Origin of the sequence: Carboxydothermus ferrireducens DSM 11255 (assembly GCF_000427565.1) — a bacterium.
Taxonomy (GTDB): Bacteria; Bacillota; Z-2901; order Carboxydothermales; family Carboxydothermaceae; genus Carboxydothermus; species Carboxydothermus hydrogenoformans.
Genome location: NZ_ATYG01000022.1, coordinates 1 through 25,956 on the forward strand (window position 1 = coordinate 1; position 25,956 = coordinate 25,956).

The following is a 25,956-nucleotide window of genomic DNA, read 5'->3' on the forward strand; positions in this document are numbered from 1 at the left end:
TTACGAGGGTTTTCTCCAAGTTCTTTGGTGCTTTGCAAAACTTCGCTGGCTTCAAGTATAGCATCGTCTACATATCTGGAATTTAGGTTAAACATTTGTTGCAGTTCTTTCTTGAGTTCTTTTCGGGTTTTTCCTTCAAGCAGACGGTTATAAGCATATCTTTTGCAGGAGTTCCATTTTCGCATTAAGTTATTTAAAGCTTTTTTCTCCTCTGTCTTCGGGAATAACCGTGCCTGAATCGTAATGATTTGTTTCAAAGTTTTCACAACCTTACGATTTTGTACAATTACTTTAATCTGTTACTGAATAAGTATTAGTATACTATTTTTTTGTATTGTTTAGCGTAACTGTTGTTGCCTCTAAAAAATCCATTTTTTTTATAATAAATTTTTTTATATTTATTCGTCAACCTCGCTATTTCAAGAAAAACTGTATACTTGCCAATAAGAAAAAATATCGTTACGATAGGATGGGAGGTAGGAGTTATGAACTATCTTTTATTAAAAGCAGTGGTGGAAGAGTTATCACAAACAATAATTGGCCATCGGGTAGACAGAATAGCGTTTACCGATAATTTATCAATCTTAATAAATTTTTTTCACCCAAAAGAAAAAGAAAAATTTTTGTATCTTTCCGCTAATAATGATTTAGCTGCAATTTTTCTAACCAAAACCTTTTTTTCGTCTTCCAAAACTACTACTCCTTTTTTAAACAGTTGTCAAAACATTCTCTTGGGGAAAAGGCTTTTTAAAATAAATTTAGAGCCCTGGGAACGGAATGTCTGTTTGGAGTTTTTGGACCCCAAAACCAATGATAAAGTGTATTTATTTGTTGAAATCATGGGTAAACACAGTAATCTTATCCTCGTTAATCACGACCAGACAATTATTGATGGCATTAAACGTTATGGCGAAAACCAAAGCCGGTATCGGGAAGTCCTTCCCGGTAAACCATATATTCCCCCTCCCCAACCGGAAGTTTTATTAATCCATCAGTTAACTTTGGAAAAATTTCAAACGCTTTTTTTGAAAAATCCTAATTTAACCTTGGGGGAAATTTTCAAAAAAAATATTGTTGGTCTTGGAAATTTGTTATTAAACGAGGTTTTTTTCCACTGTAATTTAAACGTTAAAACCCCTGGCAGAGAATTAAGTTCAAAACAAATAGAAGATTTGTATTTTACATTAATTTCTTTAACAGAGAAAGAACCAAAACCCGTTTTATATTATAAAGAAGGAATACCTTACTATCCGGCTCCCTTTGAATTTGCTTCATTAGAAAACTTAGCAAAAAAACCCGGAACAGCCAACGAAATATGTGAAGAATATTATTTATATTTCCGTGAACTACGAGAAATAGCGAACCTGAAAAATTCTCTCAGTGCTAAAGTTGCTAAAAAAATTAAAAACCTCCAGGAACGCATTAATGAATTAAAAATCAAGGTTAAAGAATACAGTAATGCCGAGCAGTTTAAGAATTTTGGCGATCTACTCTTAACCTACAAGCAGCACATTACTAAAGGAAGTTCAATAGTAAAGCTTCCAAACTGGGACGGGCAGGAAGTAGAAATCCCATTGGATGCCGGAAAATCGGCGGTAGAAAATGCTGAATTTTACTATAAAAAATATCATAAAGCAAAAAATGGGCTTATTTCAGCCCAAAATCAGTTAAATCTCGCTCTGGAAGAGCTTGATTACTTCAAGACTGTTCAATTTCAAATTGATGACGCCCAAACTTTAGAAGTGTTAGAAGATATCAAGCAAGAGTTGGGTTTAGAAAATAATATAAAAGTTAAAAAGGTAAAAGATAAGCATCTGGACTTTTTAACCTTTACTACTTCATCGGGTTTAAAAGTTTTTGTAGGAAAAAGTAACCGGCAAAACGATTATTTAACTTTTAAGGTAGCCAAAGACAACGATATTTGGCTTCATGCTAAAAATATTCCGGGAGCGCATGTTATATTAAAAACCGATGGCGAGCCGGATCAACAGTCGTTGCTGGAAGCTGCCGTTATAGCAGCCACTTTTAGCCGCGCCCGCTACGGCAAAAAAATTCCGGTAGATTATACTTTGCGTAAACATGTCCAAAAACCAGCCGGAGCAAAACCAGGATTTGTAATATACCGTCAGGAAAAAACAATTTACGTTGACCCGGATCTATCACTACTTCATTTTCGGCTTCCCGGCTTAACCACGGGAACTCCCTCAGCACAGAGAGGGCAGTTTTCCGGCGAATAAGTTTCTACATTTACCTTTAATAACGGGTAAAAAGGAACGCCAAAATCTACCTTGCCGCCGCTGCGGTCTACCAGGGAAGCTACCGCTACCACTTCACCACCCATGCTCTGCACTAAATCCATCACTTCCCTGGTGGATCCACCGGTAGTAACCACATCTTCAACAACTATAACTTTGTCATCAGGTTTTACCGTAAAACCTCGCCGAAGCCGCATTTGGCCCTCTTCCCTTTCGGCAAAAAATGCTTTGACCTTTAACGCCCTGGCCATTTCGTAAGCCAAAATAATGCCCCCAATTGCCGGGCCGATTACAAGATTAGCTTCTATTTTATCAGCTCTAAGCTTTTGAGCAAGGTTTTTACATAGCATCTCAGCAATTTCCGGCTCTGCAGTTAATAATGCACACTGGAAGTATTTATTGCTGTGCAATCCAGATGACAATTTAAAGTGTCCTTCTAAAAGCGCTTTCTTTTCTAAAAATAACTTATAAAGCTCCATGCAAAACACCTTCCATCTCTTCCAAATATTTTTGGGCGGCCAATCTGCGGTTGGAAGCAGCAATAATCGGCCTTCCCACCACCAAGTAATCCGCTCCAAGCTCCAGAGCTTTTTTAGGAGTTAATACTCGCTTCTGGTCAAAATTAGCATCTTCAAAACGGCGAATTCCAGGAGTTACGGTGATAAATTCCGTACCGCAAATACTTTTTATTAAAGCAACTTCCTGAGCCGAAGCCACAACCCCATCCAAACCAGCTTCTTTGGTCTCTTTAGCTAAAACTGCCACTAATTGAGATAGTTTAATTTTAAACCCAACTTGCTCCAAACTCTCCTGATTCATGCTGGTAAGAACAGTAACCCCGAGAATTATTGGGGCTTTGCCTTTTCTTTTTAATGCCTCATCCTTTACCAAATATGCTGCTCTTAACATTTCTTTTCCACCCAGGGCATGGATGTTAACCATATCAACTTCTAAGTCTATTAAGTTTTTTAATGCTCTTGCTACGGTATTGGGAATATCGTGAAGTTTCAAATCCAAAAATACTTTCAGCCCCAAATTTTTTAGGTCATCTATTAATTTAGGCCCCTCCCGGTAAAATAACTCCATCCCAACCTTAAAAAAGGAAACCACATCCTTTAACTCTTCAACTATATCCATTGCTTTTTCCTTATCAGAAACATCTAACGCCACAATTAATCTTTCAGACATTTTCTTCCCCCCGATGGGCAAGTCCAGTTAATTTAGCAATACTTTCAATATTTTCCTCCTGTAAATACTCTTCCAGTTCCCTTATAAGCCGCGGCATAAAGCCCGGTTCGACAAAATTTTGGCTGCCGACCTGAATGGCGGTTGCTCCGGCCAGGAAAAATTCCAGGGCTGCCTCCTTGCTATCTATTCCTCCTACCCCAATAATTGGAATAGAAACCGCCTTAAAGCAATCATAAACCATCTTTACAGCCATGGGTCGAATTGCCGGGCCCGAAACCCCGCCGTGCTTGTTGCCCAATACTGGTTTTTTGCTTTTTACATCAATTACCATGCCGGTAAAAGTATTAATCAGGGTTAAAGCATCAGCTCCCGCATTTTCCGCAGCTTTAGCGTAAACGGTTATATCTGTAACATTTGGAGTTAGTTTTACTATTAAAGTTTTGCTATATATTTTTCTAACGGAAGACACAATTTGTTTTAAAGCTTCCAAATCGGTCCCAAAAGCAATGCCACCTTTACTGACATTGGGACAAGATACGTTTAATTCTAAGGCTTTTATTTCGTCAAACCGTTGAGCTTCCCGAGCTAAATATTGAAACTCTTCAACACTCTCCCCGGCAATATTTAAAATTAAAATATCATTTAAGTCCTTTATTTGCGGTAAAATTTTCTCACAAAAATAATCCCACCCGGGATTGGCCAGTCCAATTGAATTAATCATTCCGCAGGATACTTCATAAACCCGCGGTGGTCTGTTCCCCAACCGGGGATTTTTGGTAATAGTCTTTACCACTAACGCTCCCAAGTTTTTTAAGTCAAAAATATCTTTAAATTCTAAGCCAAAACCAAAGGTTCCCGAGGCCGGCATCACCGGATTTTTTAAAGTAAGCTCGCCAATTTTAACTTTTAGATTCATAAAACCACTTCCTTAAAGTTAAATACGGGACCGTCCTTACAAACTTTTTTATAGACAAATTCATTGTTGGAGAAAACTTTAACAGCACATCCAAGACACGCTCCAAACCCGCACGCCATAAAGCTTTCCAGCGAAACTTCTATCAGTCCTGAATAGTTCTGTAATACTGGTTTTGCCGCTTTTAACATAGCCTCGGGGCCGCAAAGATAAATCTGGTTATAAGTGGAAAGATCTGTGGATTTAAGCCCATCTAACACCAAACCTCTCTTTCCCAGTCCTGAAACTTCCGCGTAAACTTCTACATCCTCAAAAGCATTAACAATTTCCGGAATAAACATTTCAGTATTTTTCACGCCATAAATTATGCGGACTTCTCCCCCGTTTTTGGTAATTTCCTTAGCCAAAAATTTTAACGGAGCAATCCCTATGCCTCCGGCAACCAGCAGGCTTTTCCCGGGCATTACTGTAAAACCCCGCCCCAAGGGAAGCAGCATCCTTATTTCCTGACCGGGAGGTAATTCCCGTAAAGCTCTTGTCCCCTGGCCAACCGTTTTAATGTAAAAAGTAACCAAACCAGTTTTCAAATCCACATCGGCAAAGCTAAAGGGGCGACGCAAAAACACCCCTTTAGCTTCAACCTTTACCATGGCAAAACTTCCCGGAACAATTTCGGGCAATATTTCCTCCGGTACGGAAACTTGCAGCTTATAGATTTCTTTTGTAATAGGGATATTTTCCACCACTAAACCTTTTAGATCCTGCATAAACTCTCTCCTTAATGATAATCTTGAAGGGCATAAACTTTAATTTCTTCTTCTTTGTCGATTAAATATTCCAGCATATTGGCCATCGCCCGGGCCGTATCTAAGGAAGTAAGACACGGAACGCCCAGCTCAACGGCAGTACGGCGAATTCTAAAGCCTTCCTTTTCCGGCTGACTTCCAGAGGTGAGCGTGTTGATCACCAATTGAATTTGGTCATCCCGCAGTAAGTCAAGAATATTATACGTTCCCTCCGAAAGTTTTTTCACTTTAACTACATCTAACCCTTTGCTTGTCAGGAAGTTTGCCGTTCCTTCGGTGGCAAAAATTCTAAACCCTAAATCGGCAAATTTTTTAATGATAGCATATGCTTCTTCCTTATCCCGGTCGGCTATGGTAGCAAGGACGGTTCCTTTTAATGGAACTTTAATTCCTGAAGCAATCAAAGCTTTATACAATGCTTCGGGAAAAGTTTGGGCAACTCCCATAACCTCTCCCGTCGATTTCATTTCCGGTCCTAAACTTACATCTAAGTTGGTAAGCTTGGCAAAGGAAAAGACCGGAGCTTTTACACCCCATAAATTTCTCGTGGGTAAAATTCCTCCTTGATAACCAACTTCTCGTAAGGTTTTCCCTAAGGATAATAGGGTAGCAATTTTAACCATGGGAACTCCGGTAATTTTACTCAAAAACGGTATCGTTCTACTTGCCCGGGGATTAACCTCAAGAACATATAATTCGTTTTCGTAAACCACATACTGAATATTTAAAAGTCCTTTAATCCCCAACCCCAAAGCAATTTTACAGGTATACTCGTAAATTTTATCGATCATCTCGGCATCTAAATGTAAAGTCGGATAAACCGCTATACTATCTCCGGAATGAACTCCCGCCCGTTCAATATGCTCCATAATCCCGGGTATAAACACTTCTTTCCCATCCGCTAACGCGTCCACTTCTATTTCCAGTCCTTCCAAGTAACGGTCAATTAAAACCGGATGCTCCGGAGAAATTTGGGTTGCCCACTTCATGTAATTTTTAAGTTCCTCTTCATTATAAACAATTTCCATTGCCCGGCCACCCAAAACGTAAGATGGGCGAACCACCACCGGATATCCAATTTCTTTAGCCGTTTGCACGGCTTCCGAAATAGCAAAAACACCTTTACCTGCAGGTCGTTTTAACCCCAAGGAGTTTAAAAAAGCGTCAAATTTTTGCCGGTCTTCGGCCGTATCAATGGCCTCCACACTGCTGCCAAACAGTTTGATCCCTGCCTGAGCAAGAGGTTTAACTAAATTTATGGCAGTCTGTCCTCCAAACTGCACAACTACTCCTTCCGGCTTTTCATGATCAATGATATTTTTAACGTCCTCAAAAGTTAAAGGATCAAAATAAAGGCGATCGGATGTGTCAAAATCGGTACTGACCGTTTCTGGGTTGTTATTAATAATTACTGCTTTGTACCCTTCCTCTCTTAAAGTCCAGACCGCATGTACCGAACAGTAGTCAAACTCTATTCCCTGACCTATCCTGATAGGTCCGGAACCCAAAACAATAGCTTTTTTGCCTGAAGTTTCCTTAGCTTCATTTTCCTTTTCATAGGTGGAATAAAAGTACGGAGTTTTGGCTTCAAATTCCCCGGCACAGGTGTCAACCATTTTATAAACCGGTTTTATTCCGTATTTTTCTCTTAAATTTCGAACTTCCCCTTCCGTCAAGCCTTTCAGAGCCGCAATTTCCCTGTCGGAAAAATTGAGCTTCTTTGCTTCCAGTAAAAGTTCTGCTGTTAGGTCTTCGCGGGCAATTTTTTGCTCAAAACGTACAATATTTTCAATCTTTTTTAAGAAGAACTGGTCAATCCCCGTAAGTTCCGAAAGCTTTTCAAGGCTATAACCCTGAATTATCGCCTCCCGCAGGTAAAAAAGCCTTTCATCATCGGGGTATTTTAACTTTTCCTCAAGCTTTGTAAGGTCTAAACCCTTCTTGGAAAGACCATAAACTCCAATTTCCAAGGAACGTAATGCTTTGTTCAATGCCCCTTCAAAAGTTCGATCTATGGCCATTACCTCTCCCGTGGCTTTCATCTGGGTACCAATTCTTTTATCCATTGTCCGAAACTTATCAAAGGGCCAGCGGGGAATCTTTACCACCACGTAATCCAAAGCCGGTTCAAAAGCTGCTGTGGTTTTACCGGTTACCGCATTGGTTATTTCCGGTAAAGTTAAACCCACCGCAATTTTTGCCGCAACTTTAGCAATGGGATAGCCGGTAGCTTTTGACGCCAATGCACTAGAACGGGAAACCCGCGGGTTTACTTCAATAACATAGTATTTAAAGCTTTTTGGATCTAAAGCAAATTGAACATTACAGCCCCCTTCTATCTTAAGAGCCCGAATTATTTTTAGCGAAGCATTACGCAAAAGCTGGTACTCTTTATCGGATAAAGTCTGGGAAGGAGCTACCACTATTGAATCGCCGGTATGCACGCCTACCGGATCGATATTTTCCATGTTACAAACTATAATGGCATTATCCATCGCATCTCTTAGAACTTCGTATTCAATTTCCTTCCAGCCGGCAACACTTTTTTCCACCAAAACCTGTTGAATTAAACTTTGCTTAAGACCTCTCTGGCAAATTTCCTTAAACTCTTCATCATTATGGGCAATTCCGCCACCGGAACCTCCCAAAGTATAAGCAGGACGAATTATTACCGGATAGCCAATACTGCGTGCAAAATTAAGGCCATCCTCAACATTGGTTACAATGGTACTTTCCGGTACCGGTTCGCCAATGGCTAACATGGTTTCCTTAAATAACTCCCGGTCTTCAGCTTTCTTGATAGCTTCAAGGGGCGTTCCGAGGACCTGAACGCTCTCCCTTTGCAAGATTCCTCGCTCAAACAATTCTACCGTTAAGTTTAAACCGGCCTGTCCTCCTAAAGTAGCAACTATTCCCTGCGGCTTTTCTTGAATTATTACTTTTTCTAAAAATTCAACAGTTAATGGTTCAATATAGACCCTATCGGCAATATTGGCATCGGTCATAATTGTTGCCGGATTACTATTTACCAGCACCACTTCATATCCTTCTTCTTTTAACGCTCTACAGGCCTGGGTGCCAGCATAATCAAATTCTGCTGCTTGTCCAATGACAATTGGTCCCGAACCAATTACCATAACTTTTTGAATATCTGTTCTTTTAGGCATAGCTGTCCCCCTTGTCAATCATTTCTAAAAACAAATCAAAAATAAAGTCTGCATCATTGGGTCCCGGTGCCGCCTCCGGATGAAACTGTACCGAAAGAATTTTACTATATCTACTTCGCAGGCCTTCAATGGTATTATCATTTAAGTTGCGAAACCAGATCTCAAGACCGGTTCCAATTAAGCTTTCTTCCCGCACAGCAAAACCGTGGTTATGAGAAGTTATGAAAACTCTCTTACTTTCCGTTTCAATTACCGGATGATTGCTACCCCTGTGGCCAAATTTTAATTTGTAGGTTTGAGCTCCGTGGGCCAAAGCTAAAAGTTGATGTCCAAGACATATTCCTAAAATGGGAAGCTTGCCAATTAATTGCCTGATGACAAAAATACTTTCCTGTAAATCCGCGGGATCACCAGGGCCGTTAGAAAGCACTACCCCCTGGGGAGCTAAGGCTAATATTTGCTCAGCAGGCATTAGAGGAGGCACAACAAAAACCTCTGCTCCCCTTTTTAACAACGATTGCAAAATACTATTTTTTGCGCCATAGTCAACAAGTACTACCCGCGGTTTTTGGCCTGGATAATGAAGAACCTCGTCTCCTGCCACCTGATAGGCAAGTTTTTGTCCAGAAATATCCGGGAGCAGCTTAACTTTTTCCTGATATTCCGCCCTTTTTTCCGGAAAAGCTGAAATGATTCCTTTCATAACTCCGTACAAGCGTAATTTCTTTGTAATTTCCCGGGTATCTACCCCCGCTAAAGTAACAATTTTTTCCTCATTAAGAAAGTGTTCTAATCGCTCTTTTTGGCGCCAGTTACTGGGAAAATCGCACAATTCCCGGACCACCAGCCCGCGTACAAAGCTTTTTTCCCGTTCCTTATCTTCGGGTATAAAACCGTAATTACCGATTAATGGATAAGTCATGACAACTATTTGTCCGGCATAGGAAGGATCGGTTAATATTTCCTGATAGCCGGTCATTCCCGTATTAAAAACTACTTCCCCAAAATTTTCCCCAACATACCCGTAAATTTCTCCTTCATAGCAAGATCCGTCTTCTAAAATCAGTATCCCTTTTGGCAAGCTACTGCACTCCTTTCAATATTCGCTGATAGGCCACTATACCCTGATAAATGGTCATTACTGGCCAACCGGTTAATGTTCTCCCGAGAAAAGGATTATTCTTTGACTTTCCAACCAGCAACTCTTCGCTTACCTTTAAGGTAAGCTTTGGATCTATTACTGTTAAATTAGCATAATTTCCCTTTTTTATATCTCCCTGCTTTGGCAGCTGTAAGATTTTTGCTGGATTAACCGTCATTTTTAAAAGGAGCTTTTCTAATGTAATCTTTTTCTTGAGTACCAGCTCGGTATACAACACCGGAAAAGCCGTTTCTAACCCTTCAATCCCAAAAGGTGCATCGTTAAACTCTACATTTTTTTCATAGGAAGCATGGGGAGCATGATCAGTAGCTATAACATCTATTACCCCCTCTAACAAACCTTTAAGTAAAGCTTTCTGCTCTTCTGCCTCGCGCAGCGGGGGATTTACTTTTAAATTAGTATCGTACCCGGCTAAAGCTTCATCGGTCAAAACTAAATGGTGCGGTGTAACTTCAGCCGTTACTTTAAGACCAAGTTTTTTCGCAGCCGCCACCAACCGCACCCCTTCCGCCGTACTTAAATGAGCAACATGAAGTTTTGCTCCAGTCATTTTGGCAATTTCAATGTCCCGGTATATTGCAATGTTTTCCGCTGCTTTCGGTATGCCCCTTAACCCCAGTACGGTAGACCAGTAACCTTCATTTATAACTCCCCGGTTGGCAATTGTCGGTTCTTCAGCATGAGTTATTACCAAGAGGTCGAGGGCAGCAGCATATTCCATAGCATGTCTGAATACAGCACCATCGGCAACCCAGTTCCCATCATCGGTAATAGCCACAGCCCCAGCCTCTTTTAGTTCATAAAATTTACTAAGCTCTTTTCCTGCTCTATTTTTAGTAATGCATCCGGAAAAAAGTATATTTAGAGGAATACTTTTGCTTTTTTCCTTCCAGTAATAAATAACCGTCGCATTGTCCGGTGGCGGGTCGGTATTGGGCATCATTAAAACACCGGTAAACCCCCCGGCCAGAGCGGCGTTACTTCCGGAATGAATGTCTTCCTTGTGGGTATATCCTGGATCCCGGAAATGAACGTGCATATCAATTAATCCGGGAATTAAAAATTTTCCTTCAATGTCAATTACCTCAACATCACTGCGGTTGATTTCAGGGGAAATTTCAACTATGATACCTTTGTCTATCAAGACATCCATTTTTCTTATTTTCCCGTCTTCAACCATTACCACATTACCGTTTTTAATCAACATTCCCACTTTCGTTCCCCCCGGCTAACAAATATAAAACCGCCATTCTGACCGCTACCCCATTGGTAACCTGTTCATTTACCACCGCATTAGGGCTATCGGCAACATAATCGTCAATTTCTACACCACGGTTCATCGGCCCCGGGTGAAGAATAAGCAATTTTTTACCTTTTAATTTTTCCAGCTTTTCCTGGGTTAAACCATACCAGTCGCGATATTCATCTAAGGTCGTTAAATATCCTGCATCCTGCCGTTCTTTTTGAATTCGTAACACATTGACAACGTCAGCCCACTCCAGAGTTCGCTGAAGATTTATTTCTACTCTTACCCCAAGTTTTTCGATTTCCACCGGTATTAAAGAAGGAGGACCGCAAACGGTTACTTCGGCCCCTAATTTGATTAACCCCCAAATATTAGAGCGAGCCACCCGGCTGTGGTAAATGTCACCAATTATTGCCACTTTTAAACCTTCAATTTTATAAAGCTTTTGCTTTATGGTAAATAAATCTAACAAGGCCTGGGTTGGATGCTCGTGAAACCCATCCCCGGCGTTAATAACCGACATTTTTGTATTGAGAGAAATAAACTTGGGAACTCCCGACTGCTGGTGACGTACGGCTATGATTTCCACGCCCATTGCTTCCAAAGTCCGGATGGTGTCAATGAGTGATTCCCCTTTTTGCACACTGGAACTGCTAACGTTGATACTCAGTGTGTCGGCACTTAAAAATTTGGCGGCCAACTCAAAGGAACTTCTGGTACGGGTTGAAGGTTCGTAAAAAAGGGTTGCAACCGTTTTCCCTCTTAATGTTGGAACTTTCTTTATGTCCCGCATTATTATGTCACGCATCGGGCGGGCAATATCTAAGATAGTATTAATTTCTTCTTTACTTAATTCTTGAAGACCAAGCAAGTGTTTCCGTTTCACCATATTACCTCCTTATAAAAAAACTCCCGGAGGCCTCCGGGAGTTAACAAAACCCGTCAACCCCTTTTAGGCCTCTCAGGACCTATTTAAAAGGGTCGCCTTTTATTCATCTTCTTTTTCCATTATATAAACCGCTTCGTCCCCATCGATTTCAGCTAAATGCACATGAATTACTTCCTTTTTTGAGGTTGGAACATTTTTACCTACATAATCAGCTCGAACCGGAATCTCCCTGTGACCCCGGTCGATTAAAACCGCCAGCTGCACTAACATAGGACGCCCTAAATCCATTAAGGCATCCAAAGCTGCCCGCACGGTACGACCGGTATATAAAACATCATCCACTAAAACAAGTTTTTTCCCTGTTACCGGAAAATTAATTTCCGTTTGGTGTACCACCGGCTGATGGCTCAATGACGAGAGATCATCCCGGTAAAGAGTAATATCCAGGATCCCCACAGGGACCTCTACCCCTTCAAACTGCTTAATTTCTTCCGCTATCCTCCGGGCAATAGGCACACCCCGTCTCCTTATCCCAATTAAGGCTAAATTTTCCACGCCATTGTTTTTCTCCACAATTTCGTGCGCAATACGCCGTATTGCCCGTCTAATCCCGTCTTCATCCATAATTTTAGCTTTAGTTTTTAAACCCATTTATACCCCTCCATATAAATTTAAAACCTGCACACGTGAGGCGCGTGCAGGTTTAGTATTGCCTTATTAAACCCTTACTAGCCTCACAGGACCAGTTTAAAGGTCATTCAGTTATACTAAGAGTAACAACTTTTTTTTTCTTTGTCAAGAAGGAAATTATCTCACAAAAGGCGAAAATAAATGTTTTAAAGAAGGAGGTACCAAGCATGAAAAAAGTAGCGTTCCAAACAATAGTCTTTGATAGCGATATGAATCCAGTTGTATTACTTATTGATGAAAATCAGGAATTTGTCCTTCCTTTATTTTTTACTCCCAAAGAATTAGAACCTATTCTTTTTTCTTTGGAAAACTTTATTCCTGAACAACCGGAAACTTATAACCTTCTTTTAGAAATTATCAAAACAAATAACTTAAAAGTTAAGGAGCTAACTATTACCGACATCTTTGCCGATAGAGTATTTTCTGTATTATCATTAAAAAAAGGTCGGAAAGAACAGTTTTATAACTGCCGTATCAATGACGGACTTGCCCTGGCAATATATTTCAAAGCTCCCATTTACATTACCGAAAAAGTAGAATTATCCACCTATCCTGTGACCAGTTTACCGGATGACCTGGAAAAAGAGCTCCAACCGTTAATAGAGGAATGGAAAAAATCTCTTAATTAACCCCTTAATTTTGCAAGCACCCTTTGAAAGTCTTCCGGCAATGGAGCGGTAAACTCAAGTAATTCTCCAGAACGGGGATGAATAAAAGATAGCTTTATAGCGTGAAGCATTTGTCTTTTGACCCCAAAAGGATTATTCTGGGGTCCGTATTTTGGGTCTCCCAAAACCGGATGACCCAAGTAACTAAAATGAACCCGGATTTGATGAGTACGTCCCGTTAAAAGTTTAGCCTGAATTAAGGTAAATCCCTTATTAAACTCTTCTAAAACCTTATAGACCGTCTGGGCAGTTTTTCCGTTGGAAACTACCGCCATCTTCTGGCGGTCTCTGGGATGGCGTCCAATAGGAAGATCAATAATTCCTTCTTTATTTTTCAAATAACCATGGACAATTGTCCAGTATTCCCGAACAGCTTTTTTCTCTTTAATTTGTTCTGCTAATGACTGATGGGCCAGGTCATTTTTCGCCACCACCAGTAAACCAGAAGTATCTTTGTCCAAACGGTGAACAATACCCGGTCGCAGCACTCCACCAATGCCCGATAAATTTTGACAATGATATAAAAGGGCATTCACCAAAGTTCCATCCCAATTTCCTTCAGCCGGGTGAACCACCATGCCCGCTTTTTTATTTACCACAACCAAATCCTCATCTTCATAAACAATGTCTAACGGAATTTCTTCGGGTTTAACCGATAGTTCGCGGGGAGGAGGAAGTAAAACCGCTATAATCTCTCCTCCCCTTACTTTATAACTTGCTTTGCGATGTAATCCATTTACCGTAACTTTTCCTTCCTCAATTAACTTTTTAATAAAACTTCGAGATAATTCCAATTCTTCCTGTTCAGCTAAAAACTTATCCAGTCGTAAACCGCTATACTCTGAATTTACCACTACTTTTATTTCTGTATCCATTTTTGCTACTCCTTTTTCAGCAAAAACTGATAGGTAAAAAGCAAAAGCCCTATGGTAATAAAACTATCGGCCAAATTAAATACAGGCCAGAAGTGAAAATCCAAAAAGTCCGTCACCTGTCCCTGCGTCAGACGGTCGTAAAAGTTTCCCAGAGCTCCACCAAAAATAAGAGCTAATGATGTTAAAAGAAAACGATTTCTATTACCGGTAGTTACCAAATAAATTAAGATTCCGCTTAAAACAAAAATGGTTATTAATATAAATATTCCTCGTTGATTGGGTAACATACTAAATGCTGCCCCCGGATTTTTTACATGAGTAATGCTGAAAAAGGAAAGTATTTTAACCGATTGCCCCAGGGCAAAATTTTTTATAATAAAATATTTTGACAATTGGTCCAATAAAAAAAAGCCAAAAGAAAGCAGTAAAAAATACACCACTTTCGCCAACCTCACTTTTACCGGTGTTGTGGTCTACTTTCATCATCTACCCCTTTAATGTTTTGGTAAATAACTCCATCATCCCCAATTTCAAAAGGAATAGAATCTACCTCATCGGTGCTGCTGTTTTCTTCTTCGGGCGGCAAATCTTCATAAAAAATATTCTCCCGGGTATTAAAATTTGCCACCGCCTGCCAGGAATCTTCTCCATCAAAAAGGGCTTGGGAAGTATTATCATGATTAAATTTTTCCATAAAAGGTGAAAGCACTTGTTCTTCTACCGGTCTTATAGAAGGTACAGTTCTTTCTTCCACTCGTTTTTGGCAGGCAACACAACGAATTGCTACAGGATTAGCTAAAAGCCTGTCAACTGGAATTTTCTGGCCACAATCTATACAGCGGCCATACTTTCCTTGATTTATCAGGGCTATAGCTTCGTCAATTTGTCTTAACTTTAATTTTAGATTATCGATAAGGGCCAAATCTTTGCTTCTTTCAAAACTTTCACTGCCTAAATCTCCGGGGTGATTATCGTAAAAAGAAAGTTCCTGGGTACTCTCAAAAAAAGGATTTTCTTCACTTTTCTTTAATTCTAAAAGCCTTTTTTCGTATTCCTCTTTTTGCTTTAAAAGCATCTTCTTAAATATTGCAATATCCATTATAACTAACTCCTTTTTTGCGTTTAATACCCAAGTCTTAAATTAACTAACTGAATAATTTTAGCGATAAAATCACTGATAACCGGTAGATTCAAAACCAGTAAGTGCTTTAAAAGATAAATTAAAACTACACTTACCACAGAAAATCCAATAGCAGCCCCAATCCCCCGCCCAATCCCCAAAAGAAAATTTAAAAAAATAAGTCTTCCGGGATTTTCTAACATTTCAACATATTCCTTGATTTTCACCTGCTCTAACTTCACTACCAATTTCTCGACAGCTTCGGCGATGTTATCCCGCTCCACCTTTACCCCTACTTTCAAAATTATTATAACCGGTTACTTAATTTCTTAAACTTTGGATGGGAGCAGGAATTCGTCCGCCGCGCATTACAAATTTTTCACTGCTAAACCGATTGACATCCATTATGACAGTACGGCCCAATAAGCCGCCAAATTCCACATATTCGCCAGCTTTTTTCCCAGGGACCGGAATGATGCGTACCGCGGTGGTTTTTCCATTAATAACGCCAATACTTATCTCATCGGCAATAATACCCGCAATGGTCGAAACCGGTGTCTCACCGGGGATAGCTATCATATCCAGGCCAACCGAACAAACCGCAGTCATCGCTTCTAACTTTTCAATATTGAGCGCGCCTACCTCAACCGCTCGAACCATCCCCATATCCTCGCTCACGGGAATAAATGCACCGGATAAGCCACCTACCATGGACGACGCCATAGCACCTCCCTTTTTTACCGCGTCGGTTAACATCATTAAAGCAGCCGTTGTCCCCGGCGCACCGCAATACTCCAAGCCCATAGCTTCAATAATCTCTGCAACACTATCACCCATGGCAGGAGTTGGTGCAAGGGATAAGTCAACTATGCCAAATTTTACCCCTAACATTTTTGCCGCTTCTTTACCGATTAACTCCCCCACCCTGGTTATTTTAAAGGCCGTTTTCTTAATCTCATTGGCCAGTTCCTCCAAGTCCGCTCCAGGAATTTTTTCTACAACCCGTTTGACCACACCCGGACCGCTTACCCCAACATTAACAACGTAATCCGCTTCACCCACTCCATGAAAAGCTCCAGCCATAAAAGGATTGTCCTCCGGGGCATTGGCAAAGACTACAATTTTGGCACATCCCAGTCCATCCTTATCTCTGGTCCGTTCAGCCGTTTCCTTTATTATGCGTGCCGAAAAATTAATTCCATCCATATTAATCCCTGCTCTGGTGGTCGCCACATTGATTGAAGCACATACCCGTTCCGTCTCCGCCAGTACCCGGGGAATAGTATTTAATACATTTATGTCCCCCTTTGTAAAGCCCTTATGTACTAACGCCGAAAATCCACCGATAAAATTTACCCCAATTTCCTGCGCAATTTCTTCTAAAGCATAACCTATTTTAACCGTTTCGGTTTCAGTAAATCCCCCTGCTAACAGCGAAATCGGGGTAACCGCAACCCGGGCGTTGACAATCGGTATTCCATACTTTATCTCTAATTTCTTGGCAGTTTCCACCAAGTACTGCCCTTTTTCTCTGATTTTCTGCTTTATGTTTTCACAGGTTTTCGCGATACTGCTATCGACACAATCCAGAAGACTTACTCCTAATGTGATCGTTCTGATATCCAGGTTTTCCTCCTGAATCATTTTAAGAGTTTCTAAAATTTCTCCAAAGTTAAACATTTAACCCCCCCCTAAATTCGGTGCATAGCTCGAAAAATATTTTCATGTTGAATTTCAATTTTTAAATTTAATTGTGCTCCCAAATCACTCAAAGACTTTTTTAACGCTTCAAACTCAAGGTTACAGTGAGTAATATCTACCATCATAATCATGGTAAAGAGTCCACCGGTGATGGTCTGACTGATATCCAAAATATTAACGTTAGCCTCAGCTAAAAGAGTAGCCACTTTTGCAATTATTCCTACCCGATCTTCACCGATAACCGTAATTAAAGCTTTTTCCTGCAATTTAACTACCCCTTTCTCTTTTATATTTTTTTCAACTTTAAAAAAAAACGAGGCGCAAACCTCGTGTTTTATACTTTTATTCTTTTAATTTTTTCTCTTTGAACTCAAGCGTTTTAAATCAAACCAAATGGGACTTGCATTAAATATCGATGAATAAGCACCACTGGTTACCCCAATTAACATGGCAGTAACAAATACTTTGATACTTGAACCTCCAAAAAGCAACAGGGAAACCAAAACAAAGATAACCGTTAATACCGTATTTATCGAGCGAGCCATTGTTTGCCACAAGCTTTTGTTTATTAGATCATCTAAGGCCTCTCCCTTTTCCCGTTTCTTCAGATTTTCCCTAATTCGGTCAAAGATAACAATGGTATCGTTAATGGAATAACCGATAATCGTTAATATCGCAGCCACAAAACTGCTGTCCACTTCCCATTGAAATATCGAGAAAAGCCCGATGGTAACAAATACGTCATGAAGTAAAGCAATAATCGCCGCAACCCCAAAGTAAAATTCAAAGCGAAAGGTAATATAAAGTAACATTAACACCGAAGCAATTAATAAAGCCAAAAAAGCTTTTTGCAGCAATTCGCGGCTAACAACGCTCCCAATCCGGTCCTCACGTAAAACCTCTACCTTCCCCAGTTTATCTTCCAAAGCTTTAATTACAGCATCCCTTTTCACCGTGTCTAACTCTTCAGTACGAATTAGATAATTTCCTTCACCGGTTAACTGAATTGAGCTAACTTTAAACCCCATTTGGGTTATAACATTTCTGATGTCCTGGGAAACTACATTTTTGCTAAACTTTACTTCTAAAATCGTTCCGCCGGTAAAGTCTATACCCCAATTAAGACCCTGAATAAAAAGGGAAATAATCCCGGGAACAATAATTAATAGTGATATTATATACCAGTATTTTCTATTCTTTATGATGTGAAACATGGCCTTACCCCCTTATGCCCCGTACAGTTTAGGATTTTTAACGACTTTAGAATCTGCCGCTAAGAACAACAGCCAGCGGGTAAAGGTAATTGCCGTAAACATACTGGCGATGATACCGATACTCAAGGTAACCGCAAATCCCCGAATTGGCCCGGTACCCAGGAAGTAGAGGATTACGGCGGCAATAAGGGTGGTAGCGTTGGAGTCAAAAACCGTTAAAAAGGCCCGTTTAAAACCGGCATCGATAGCTGACCGTAAAGTTTTACCCATTCTCAATTCTTCTTTTAACCTCTCAAAAATCAAAATATTCGCATCAACCGCCATACCCATGGACAAAACAAAACCTGCAATTCCGGGTAAAGTTAAAGTAGCCTTTAGAGCAATCATCACCCCTAAAACAATAGTTGCGTATAAAATTAGCGCAAAATCAGCGATAAATCCGGGAAAACGATAATATAAAATCATAAACACAAAGATGGCTATCACGCCTATAATACTTGCTCTTACCGAACGTCTTAAAGAATCGGCCCCTAAAGTTGGACCTACAACCTTCTTTTCCAGAATCTCAAGTTTTAAAGGCAAAGCACCAGAACGAAGCAAAACAGCAATGCGATGGGCTTCCTCTAAATCTTTGTATCCGGTTATCCGTGCCTTACCGTTCGTTATCGGTTCCTTAATAACTGGATTTTGCAAAAGCTTACCGTCAAGGTATATACCTAAATTGCGATTAACATTTTTAGTAGTAAAGTCAGCAAATTTTTTCGCACCCTCAGCATTAAAAGTAAGATCCACTTCGGCTAAGCCGGTATTGGGGTCTTTGGCTTCAATGGCATCCCTTAAATCTTTACCCGAAACAATAACTTCCCCTTCAGGCGATTTAAACTCCAGCACCGCCGGTTTAATTAAAGTTCTTACCGCTTCCTCGGGATTTTTATAGCCGGCGATTTCCACAATAATTCGATCTTTTCCCTGCTTTTGAATGATGGGTTCTGAAATACCCAATTCATTTACCCGCGTTTCAATAATGGAAATGGTACTCTGCATAGTTTTGTCGTTAACTGGACTGCCGGGAAGCTCCTTGGCCTGAAATACCACGTGCACTCCACCTTGCAAATCAAGTCCCAAGGTGGTATATTTTACCAAGGGCTTGACCGCTCCAAAACCTAAAAATGTATACCATCCAAGGATCAAGATTAAAATTAATACGCCACTAAATAGGGTAAATTTACCTAACCTCACTCCCAAATTCCTCCTCTGTTGACATTAACAAAGCTATTATACTTTTGCTTGCATCTAATTGTCAATTTCTTAAAGCAATTTTGTGCCATTTATCACTAACTCAAACTTACATTTTAAAAACTCGGCTGCCTTCCGGCATAATACCATTCTGCTTAGAAAAATCTCAAAATACTCCATTACCGGACAAATCTCGGTATTTATTATTAATTCCAAAGTTATCGTTCTTTTTTGTTCGTTTACCCAGACAAAAGAGTGCTCTACCGCAGAATTTACGCGGTCGTGAATATCATAAGTAGCAGGATCCTGATTCCTCACCCGGGACCGGTGAACATCGGACTTATCCGCCAAGATCAGGGCCGCAGCAACGTTATTAACCGGCTGGCCATACTGTTCTTCATGATTGCCTATGGCAGAAATAACAATGGCTATCTCTTCATAATCCATCCCAAGCCTTTCTAAAATTTGCGCAGCCAAAAGCGCTCCGGTTAAACCGTGTTCCTGGCGATTAATAGCATTTCCTATATCATGGAGATATCCAGCGATTGCTGCCAGCTCTCCTTCCCGCTCGGGATGGCCCAAACGGTCCAAAATGTTTTTGGCAATTGCCGAAACCAGCCCCAAATGTCTAAACCCGTGTTCGGTATACCCGAGGGTTCCAAGATGTTCGTTACTTTTCTTTATGAACGCTTCCACCATCGGATCCTTTTTTACATCGGCCAAGGTCAGCACAGAGCCATCACCCAGCTTGAATTATTCCTTGTACGGTCCGGTTATCGCAGATTTTAAAATTTCTACCTTTACATTATCGGATAATCTAAGAACCACCGTTTTTTCTTTAATTTTAATTACCTCACCAATTAATCCTCCCGCCGTTAATACTTTGTCGTCCACTTTAAGGGCATTTAAAAATTCCTGATGCTGCTTTTGTCTTTGGTTTTGCGGTCGAATCATAAAAAAATAGACAATGAGAAAGAAGACTACAAGGTAAATAATTGTTACTACTTGTGGTGTAAAAATCTTACTGGACATTTATCTTACCCCCTTCTATTGTATAAAAAACACCTAAAACTATATTCGACTTTTTTAATCTTTTCCCTGCTCATAATTTTGTAAAAATTCTCGGGCAAAAACCAACAACCTCTCCTCTTTAATTGCTTTTCTGATTTCCTTCATTAAGTTTATTAAAAAATGGAGGTTATGGATAGTTGTCAGGCGAATTCCAAGCACCTCATCATTATGTAACAAATGGCGAATGTAAGCCCGGCTGTAATTGCGGCAGGTGTAGCACTGGCAGTCCTCTTCAATTGGACGAAAATCTTCTTTGTAAGCAGCATTTCTTACCACTAATTTACCATACCTGGTAAAAACCGTTCCATTGCGGGCAATCCTGGTGGGTAAGACGCAGTCAAACATATCTATACCCCGGATTACCCCTTCAATTAAAGCATCCGGAGACCCAACCCCCATTAAATAACGGGGCTTGTCCTGGGGTAAATGCGGTTCCAAAACTTCTAACATCTCATACATTAAAGGTTTTGGCTCACCGACACTTAATCCACCAACAGCATATCCCGGAAAATCAAGTTCCGTTAAATACTTGGCACTTTCCACCCTTAAATCGGGGTAAATGCTTCCTTGAACAATCCCAAAAAGCACCTGGTCTTCCCGGCGGTGAACTTCTTTACACCTTTTTGCCCAGCGGTAAGTTCGCTTCATTGCTTCCTTAGCATAAGAATATTCGGACGGATACGGGGCACATTCATCAAAAACCATAGCAATATCTGAACCAAGAGCTTCTTGAATTTTTACCGCCTTTTCCGGGCTCATAAAATGCGTGCTCCCATCAATGTGGGATTTAAAAGTGACACCTTCCTCACTAATTGTCCGCAACGGTCCCAAGCTAAACACCTGAAAACCACCCGAATCGGTTAAGATAGCCCGGTCCCAGTTCATGAATTTATGTAAACCTCCGGCTTTAGCAATAAGCTCCTCCCCTGGCCGTAAATATAAATGATAGGTATTGGATAAAATTATTTGAGCTCCGATACCCTTTAACTCTTCTGGGCTCATGGTCTTAACCGTTGCCAGGGTACCAACAGGCATAAAAACCGGAGTCTCCACCACATTATGAAAGGTTTTTAAAAGTCCAAGTCTCGCTCTGGTATTGGGGTCTTTTTTTAGCAGTTTAAAAGAAAACATCATAAACCTCCTTAAATTATTAACATGGCATCACCAAAGCTAAAAAAGCGATACCTTAATCTAACAGCAATTTCGTAAGCATTGAGAACTTTTTCCCTGCCAGCAAAAGCAGAAACCAGCATGAGCAGGGTTGATTTTGGTAAGTGAAAATTAGTAATTAAACCGTCGATGATTTGAAAATTAAATCCTGGATATATAAAGAGGTCGGTATAACCCTTGGCAGGAGCTACCTGTCCTTTATCGGCAACGCTTTCTAACACCCTTACCACCGTGGTTCCAACAGCAATGACCCTTCTTCCCTCTCTTTTTGCTTTATTTACTTTTTCCGCGGCCTCGTTTTCAATTTCATAATACTCTTCGTGCATCTTGTGTTCTAAAATATTTTCCGTCTTTACCGGTTTAAAAGTGCCCAGCCCCACATGAAGTAAAACCTCGGCAAACTCAACCCCGTAATCTTTTAGTTCGGAAATTAATTCCCTGGTAAAATGTAATCCTGCCGTAGGGGCAGCCGCCGACCCGGGTTCTTTAGCATAAATCGTTTGATAGCGCTCCGGGTCTTTTAATTTTTCTTTAATATAAGGCGGAAGGGGAGTTTGCCCCAACTGATTTAAAATTTCTTCAAATACTCCCTGAAAGCTAAATTTAATTATCCTTCCCACTTCCGTTTGGGCCACAATTTCTCCTTCTAAAACCCCGGGTGCAAAAATAAGCCTGGTGCCAACCCGGGCACGCCTTCCGGGCTTCACCAGGACCTCCCACTCCCTGAAGTTCATCCTTTTTAACAAGAGGATCTCCACTTCTCCTCCCTGCTCACGTACCCCAAAAAGTCTGGCAGGTATGACCCTCGTCTTATTTACTACTAACAAATCACCGGGCACCAAATATCTCTTTAAATTTTTAAATACATCATGGGTAATTTCACCGGTTTGGCGTTTTAAGACCAAAAGCCGCGATTCATCTCTTTTTTCCAGGGGAGTTTGGGCAATCAGTTCCTCGGGAAGGTAGTAATCAAAATCCTTAAGCTTCATCATTCACCTCTAATATATCTTAGTTATTTCAACACCAGTATAATAATACTTGATTATCTCCCTGTAGTCAAAGGGAGGATGGTTTTTGGTCTGCTGCGCCATTGCCCAGGCTCCCCACTGGGACATGCCAAGGCCGTGCCCCCAGCCCTGACCTATGAAAGTAAATTTTTGCGGTATTTCTTCAACAATATTATATCCAGCTCCGCCGTTTTCCATTGCAACTTCCTTACTACCAATCACATTTAAATTCTCTTTATCCACCTCTTTTGTCTCTCCATCCCCGGTTATCACATATATCTTGGGTTGTTCGGTAGCATTCAACGGGACAAACTTGGTTTCGTATTTCTTTTCAGAAACTTTAACGGTAAAACGCGAGCTATTTAAACCGAGAGCTTTTCTGATGGCTCCATCATATTTTAATATTTTACTACCCTTTTCCCCTGTAACCGTTACTTCCATTGCCCGTCCGGTTGTTGCGGTTTTGGTTATTTTTACTTCTTTTACCTCTCCAACATCATATCCCGATTTTTTTAGCTGCTCCCGCAACTCAGAAGCCGTATATTCTTTTATCCACCGGATAACATTATAACTACTTGACCCGCGAGCTTTTAAAAGAAGAGCGGCTTCATCATCATAAATATCCTTTTTCGCTTTCAGGTACGGTAACTCCGTTGTACCGTAAATGGTACTATTGGATTCAATATATCCGCCGTTACTGGAATGAAACAAAGCAGTAATAACCTTTCCATTATAAGTTATCACTTCTCCGGCAGTTTGATCAACCAGAGCATTTACCGAGCTAAATTCGGAGCTCAAGCCTCCGTAAACCTGGCTTCTTTGATCCGGGTACAAATCAAATTCTTTATCAGGATTTAGATGGCTATAGGCATAGGTTCTGGCTGCTAAAATCTGGGCTTTTATTGCATTTACCGGCCAGGAAGCAGAAGCTTCATTGGGAACCACACCATAAAGGTATTTTTCTAAGGAAAGGCGATTAACTAACCTTATACCGGTAGCTTTTGGTATTATTATTAAATCACCGCGGTAACGTTCTAAGCGTTGAGGTAAGGTACGTTCCGGTGTTAAGTTAAAATTTTCTGTAGTATCACTATAAGCCTGAAAAATAACAGGATTTTTAGTAACTAAAAATGGTGTCGGGTCATTGTCTTTGTAAAGCTCAAGCCAATATTCCGAAAGATTTGCTGCTATCTCAATGGTTTTTAGTTTAATTGTAAAAATAGTTTCATTGGGATCTTTATAAATTAAATCTTCCACGTTTTTTAAGATACTTCCGTCATAAATTTGATATTTACCGCTTAGCTTTACCTTTTGGCTCTCGGTCTTGGGTAGATCTTTCAGCAAAATTCGAACCTTTACCTGCTCTCCAGCCAGAGTCGGCATTACCCTTAGGAGAAGAGCCGCTACGATTAGCAGCAGTATCATTAATTTTTTCAGTGGTTTTTTCACTATTTTTGCCTCCTCCCCCGGTTAAAACCTTTTCTTGTTTTTTCCCTGATTCCTTTTTAATTTTATCATCTTTTGGATTTTCCCGAAAGTTTTTCCTGTTTTCCTTTGTTTTTATCTTCTCTTTCTTATTTACGTTTTCGACAGGTTTTTTATTTTTTCCAGAAATCGAAGGTTGAGGTTGGGGTTTGGGTTTTTGGTCTGGAAGATATTTTTGCAGTTTATGAACGTTAAATTTTTTTCCGGGTAATACCTCCAGCTTAATTTCCTCACTTGTTCCTAATTCCGAAGTAACTTTAGTAATTGCCTGTTCAACCTTTAATCCTTTTAATTCATCGCGGTATTTTTCACCCTCCGAAGAAAGAGGTAAAACTTTAATCACCTTATCCCGGTAATTTATGCCTATTTTTACTCCCTTGGTTCCACCGACAGTTAGATAGGCAACCACTTCCTTTTCCTTGGCATAGGTAAGGTAAACCGGGGCAAAAAATAACAATAAAGAAGCAACCAGGGCAACAATTTTAAGGCTAAAGCCCAAAGAATAAACTGTCCGTTCGGGAAATTCAACTTCATCCCCAACATTATAACTTCCCGCTAATTTCACTTGCAAAAATCGGCCTTCAGACAAGATTAGATAAGAGTTTTCATTTACTTTTTCCACAATTACGCCCCGGCCCATTATTATTCACCTCCCCAGCCAAGGTAGGCCTGTAAACCGGTAAACCTTCCCCAGTAAATCAAGATAATGGCTACCAAGTATTTCCGATACTTTTCTATGGTCTTTTGCTTAATCTTAAAACGTTCGGAAATGCTTTGCAGGGGTAGCTTTTTAGTTCTGATAAGCTGTCGAACAAATTCTTCATCTTCCGCTATACCTTTAGCAAGCATTATTAATTTCTGCCGGCTATCTTTATGCTTTGGCGAAACTTTAACCAATTCGGCAAAAGTTATATTAAATTGTTTTAAAAGCTTTTCATATTCAGCAATTTCCAGGCGTACATCCACTTCGTCAATTAAATTTCTTTGCGATAAAAAACTTTCATCCAGCGGCAAATTTTGCTGATAAGACTTATTTTGCCGGTAAAAATCAATTAATCTTCGTCTGATTATTTGAGCAGCAAATTTTTCAAATCCTACCCCTTTAGCGGAATTATAACTTTGTATAGCCTCACTTAAAGCCAGGAGGCCAATGCTGTATTCATCATCGGACTTAGTAATAAAACGTCCCGTCAATCGGGCCGCAATCCCAAAAATAAGACTTTCATGTTGGCGAATCATTTGCTCGAATATTTCGTCATTAATTGGATTGTTGGGCTGCATAATTAACCCCCAAAAATGTATTCGTTAAGCAATAAATTTTTCATGGGGTCTTACCGGCGAAAAAGTAAGTTAAGTATTAAAGTTAACAAAAGACTTAACAATATAGAACTAGCCAGTGGAAAAAAGAAAGTAAAATTTCCCTTCCGGATTAAAATATCCCCAGGCAAACGCCCTAAGTGTAAAAATTTCTCTCCCATAAAAAAGAAAAAACCGGTGATAATTAAGATTATCCCGATTAACATTAGAAATTTTCCCATTTCTCCCATAGCTTACTTCCCTTCCTTATAGTATCTTTCCTTTTCACTAAAGATACAGCCGCAATACGGCTGCCTGTATAAATCGAGTTCTTTAGCTTTTTGATAAGCGGCCCGATAACCCGGACGAAAATCTTCATAAACGAAGTTTAAACCATATTTTTCTGCTAAGTTCAGTCCTATCTCCTTAATTAAGTCGTGTTTCTGATAGGGGCTAACCAAAAGGGTTGTGGAAACGTGATTAATTCCTAAACTTTTGGCTTTTTGAAAGCTTTTTTCCAAACGGGTTTCATAACAAAATCCGCAGCGTATGCCCGGATATTCCAGACTGCCTTTTAGAAACTCAGTGAGAGGATAATCGTTTTCATAGATAACTTCTAAGTTTATTAGAGAAGCGTACTGTTTTAAAGTTTCTCTTCGTCTTTTAAACTCCTGATAGGGGTGGATATTAGGATTATAAAAATACCCTGTTATGTTATATCCCATTTCTCTTAACCTTTCCACCGGGTAAATACTGCATGGAGCACAGCAAATGTGCAGTAAAAGTTCCATGTTTTC

General features: G+C 40.2%; 28 protein-coding genes and 1 pseudogene. 2 read left to right on the forward strand and 27 right to left on the reverse strand.

Features of this window, described 5'->3' with window-relative positions; all coding sequences use genetic code 11:
• Positions 1–266, reverse strand: a pseudogene (locus CARFE_RS14850) (IS200/IS605 family accessory protein TnpB-related protein); the annotation flags it as partial.
• A gap of 219 nt (positions 267–485) precedes the next feature.
• Between CARFE_RS14850 and CARFE_RS0108850 the strand changes: the two are divergent.
• Complete coding sequence (locus tag CARFE_RS0108850; protein WP_028052502.1) at positions 486–2,237, forward strand: Rqc2 family fibronectin-binding protein; 1,752 nt, start codon at positions 486–488, stop codon at positions 2,235–2,237.
• On the opposite strand, the gene pyrE is transcribed toward CARFE_RS0108850, so the two are convergent.
• The 9 genes from pyrE to pyrR form a co-directional block, all read right to left on the reverse strand.
• Positions 2,168–2,734: an orotate phosphoribosyltransferase gene (gene pyrE / locus CARFE_RS0108855; RefSeq protein ID WP_034541963.1), complete on the reverse strand. Its 567-nt coding sequence runs from the start codon at positions 2,732–2,734 to the stop codon at positions 2,168–2,170. The two genes, CARFE_RS0108850 and pyrE, sit on opposite strands and share 70 nt — an antisense overlap.
• On the reverse strand, positions 2,721–3,443 hold the full coding sequence (gene pyrF / locus CARFE_RS0108860; RefSeq protein ID WP_028052504.1) for an orotidine-5'-phosphate decarboxylase: 723 nt from the start codon (positions 3,441–3,443) through the stop codon (positions 2,721–2,723). Before pyrF ends, pyrE begins: the two co-directional genes overlap by 14 nt.
• A complete protein-coding gene (locus CARFE_RS0108865) occupies positions 3,436–4,359 on the reverse strand; it encodes a dihydroorotate dehydrogenase (protein ID WP_028052505.1) in 924 nt (307 codons plus the stop codon). The genes pyrF and CARFE_RS0108865 overlap by 8 nt, the downstream gene beginning before the upstream one ends.
• Entirely contained in the window at positions 4,356–5,123 is a 768-nt protein-coding gene (locus tag CARFE_RS0108870) for a dihydroorotate dehydrogenase electron transfer subunit (RefSeq protein WP_028052506.1), read from the reverse strand. The genes CARFE_RS0108865 and CARFE_RS0108870 overlap by 4 nt, the downstream gene beginning before the upstream one ends.
• Before the next feature lie 11 nt (positions 5,124–5,134).
• Positions 5,135–8,329 carry a carbamoyl-phosphate synthase large subunit gene (gene carB / locus CARFE_RS0108875; protein WP_028052507.1) on the reverse strand — a complete coding sequence of 1,065 codons (3,195 nt, stop codon included), beginning with the start codon at positions 8,327–8,329 and terminating at the stop codon, positions 5,135–5,137.
• Positions 8,322–9,410 (reverse strand): glutamine-hydrolyzing carbamoyl-phosphate synthase small subunit, encoded by a 1,089-nt coding sequence (gene carA, locus CARFE_RS0108880; RefSeq protein WP_028052508.1) that lies wholly within the window; start codon positions 9,408–9,410, stop codon positions 8,322–8,324. Before carA ends, carB begins: the two co-directional genes overlap by 8 nt.
• Position 9,411: 1 nt before the next feature.
• Positions 9,412–10,698, reverse strand: a complete 1,287-nt coding sequence (locus CARFE_RS0108885; protein WP_051250259.1) for a dihydroorotase — start codon at positions 10,696–10,698, stop codon at positions 9,412–9,414.
• A complete protein-coding gene (locus CARFE_RS0108890; RefSeq protein ID WP_028052510.1) occupies positions 10,688–11,626 on the reverse strand; it encodes an aspartate carbamoyltransferase catalytic subunit in 939 nt (312 codons plus the stop codon). Before CARFE_RS0108890 ends, CARFE_RS0108885 begins: the two co-directional genes overlap by 11 nt.
• Positions 11,627–11,725: 99 nt before the next feature.
• Complete coding sequence (pyrR, locus tag CARFE_RS0108895; RefSeq protein WP_028052511.1) at positions 11,726–12,277, reverse strand: bifunctional pyr operon transcriptional regulator/uracil phosphoribosyltransferase PyrR; 552 nt, start codon at positions 12,275–12,277, stop codon at positions 11,726–11,728.
• Positions 12,278–12,483: 206 nt separating this feature from the next.
• On the opposite strand from pyrR, the gene CARFE_RS0108900 reads away from it, so the two are divergent.
• Positions 12,484–12,945, forward strand: coding sequence for a bifunctional nuclease family protein (locus tag CARFE_RS0108900; RefSeq protein WP_028052512.1), 462 nt, complete (start codon positions 12,484–12,486; stop codon positions 12,943–12,945).
• Here CARFE_RS0108900 and CARFE_RS0108905 read toward each other — a convergent pair.
• From CARFE_RS0108905 to CARFE_RS0108985, 17 genes are all read right to left on the reverse strand, one after another.
• Positions 12,942–13,859 carry an RluA family pseudouridine synthase gene (locus tag CARFE_RS0108905; RefSeq protein WP_028052513.1) on the reverse strand — a complete coding sequence of 306 codons (918 nt, stop codon included), beginning with the start codon at positions 13,857–13,859 and terminating at the stop codon, positions 12,942–12,944. The two genes, CARFE_RS0108900 and CARFE_RS0108905, sit on opposite strands and share 4 nt — an antisense overlap.
• A 5-nt stretch (positions 13,860–13,864) precedes the next feature.
• Positions 13,865–14,299, reverse strand: a complete 435-nt coding sequence (gene lspA, locus CARFE_RS14855; protein ID WP_034541970.1) for a signal peptidase II — start codon at positions 14,297–14,299, stop codon at positions 13,865–13,867.
• Positions 14,300–14,316: 17 nt separating this feature from the next.
• On the reverse strand, positions 14,317–14,958 hold the full coding sequence (locus CARFE_RS14860; protein ID WP_051250253.1) for a yteA family sporulation protein: 642 nt from the start codon (positions 14,956–14,958) through the stop codon (positions 14,317–14,319).
• A 23-nt stretch (positions 14,959–14,981) separates the two neighbouring features.
• Positions 14,982–15,263, reverse strand: a complete 282-nt coding sequence (locus CARFE_RS0108920) for a DUF5665 domain-containing protein (RefSeq protein ID WP_028052514.1) — start codon at positions 15,261–15,263, stop codon at positions 14,982–14,984.
• A 37-nt stretch (positions 15,264–15,300) separates the two neighbouring features.
• The gene (locus CARFE_RS0108925) at positions 15,301–16,659 is read right to left on the reverse strand and encodes a PFL family protein (RefSeq protein ID WP_028052515.1); all 1,359 of its coding nucleotides are present in this window, start codon (positions 16,657–16,659) and stop codon (positions 15,301–15,303) included.
• An 11-nt stretch (positions 16,660–16,670) separates the two neighbouring features.
• A complete protein-coding gene (locus CARFE_RS0108930; RefSeq protein WP_011344417.1) occupies positions 16,671–16,946 on the reverse strand; it encodes an ACT domain-containing protein in 276 nt (91 codons plus the stop codon).
• A gap of 84 nt (positions 16,947–17,030) precedes the next feature.
• Positions 17,031–17,894, reverse strand: coding sequence for a protein translocase subunit SecF (secF, locus tag CARFE_RS0108935; RefSeq protein WP_011344418.1), 864 nt, complete (start codon positions 17,892–17,894; stop codon positions 17,031–17,033).
• 12 nt (positions 17,895–17,906) lie between these two features.
• Positions 17,907–19,133, reverse strand: coding sequence for a protein translocase subunit SecD (gene secD / locus CARFE_RS0108940; RefSeq protein ID WP_011344419.1), 1,227 nt, complete (start codon positions 19,131–19,133; stop codon positions 17,907–17,909).
• A gap of 69 nt (positions 19,134–19,202) precedes the next feature.
• Complete coding sequence (locus tag CARFE_RS0108945) at positions 19,203–19,862, reverse strand: HD domain-containing protein (RefSeq protein WP_011344420.1); 660 nt, start codon at positions 19,860–19,862, stop codon at positions 19,203–19,205.
• Between the two features lie 21 nt (positions 19,863–19,883).
• Positions 19,884–20,162, reverse strand: a complete 279-nt coding sequence (yajC, locus tag CARFE_RS0108950) for a preprotein translocase subunit YajC (protein ID WP_051250254.1) — start codon at positions 20,160–20,162, stop codon at positions 19,884–19,886.
• Positions 20,163–20,216: 54 nt separating this feature from the next.
• Positions 20,217–21,332, reverse strand: a complete 1,116-nt coding sequence (tgt, locus tag CARFE_RS0108955; protein WP_154652753.1) for a tRNA guanosine(34) transglycosylase Tgt — start codon at positions 21,330–21,332, stop codon at positions 20,217–20,219.
• Between the two features lie 11 nt (positions 21,333–21,343).
• The gene (queA, locus tag CARFE_RS0108960; protein WP_028052518.1) at positions 21,344–22,360 is read right to left on the reverse strand and encodes a tRNA preQ1(34) S-adenosylmethionine ribosyltransferase-isomerase QueA; all 1,017 of its coding nucleotides are present in this window, start codon (positions 22,358–22,360) and stop codon (positions 21,344–21,346) included.
• Positions 22,361–22,369: 9 nt separating this feature from the next.
• Complete coding sequence (locus CARFE_RS0108965) at positions 22,370–23,761, reverse strand: SpoIID/LytB domain-containing protein (RefSeq protein ID WP_245570774.1); 1,392 nt, start codon at positions 23,759–23,761, stop codon at positions 22,370–22,372.
• Positions 23,670–24,503 carry an anti-sigma factor domain-containing protein gene (locus tag CARFE_RS16575; RefSeq protein WP_028052520.1) on the reverse strand — a complete coding sequence of 278 codons (834 nt, stop codon included), beginning with the start codon at positions 24,501–24,503 and terminating at the stop codon, positions 23,670–23,672. The genes CARFE_RS0108965 and CARFE_RS16575 overlap by 92 nt, the downstream gene beginning before the upstream one ends.
• Before the next feature lie 2 nt (positions 24,504–24,505).
• Positions 24,506–25,144, reverse strand: a complete 639-nt coding sequence (sigI, locus tag CARFE_RS0108975; RefSeq protein WP_028052521.1) for an RNA polymerase sigma factor SigI — start codon at positions 25,142–25,144, stop codon at positions 24,506–24,508.
• A gap of 50 nt (positions 25,145–25,194) precedes the next feature.
• A complete protein-coding gene (locus CARFE_RS0108980; RefSeq protein WP_011344427.1) occupies positions 25,195–25,410 on the reverse strand; it encodes a DUF2905 domain-containing protein in 216 nt (71 codons plus the stop codon).
• Positions 25,411–25,413: 3 nt separating this feature from the next.
• A complete protein-coding gene (locus CARFE_RS0108985; RefSeq protein ID WP_028052522.1) occupies positions 25,414–25,950 on the reverse strand; it encodes an epoxyqueuosine reductase QueH in 537 nt (178 codons plus the stop codon).
• Positions 25,951–25,956: the final 6 nt, after the last annotated feature.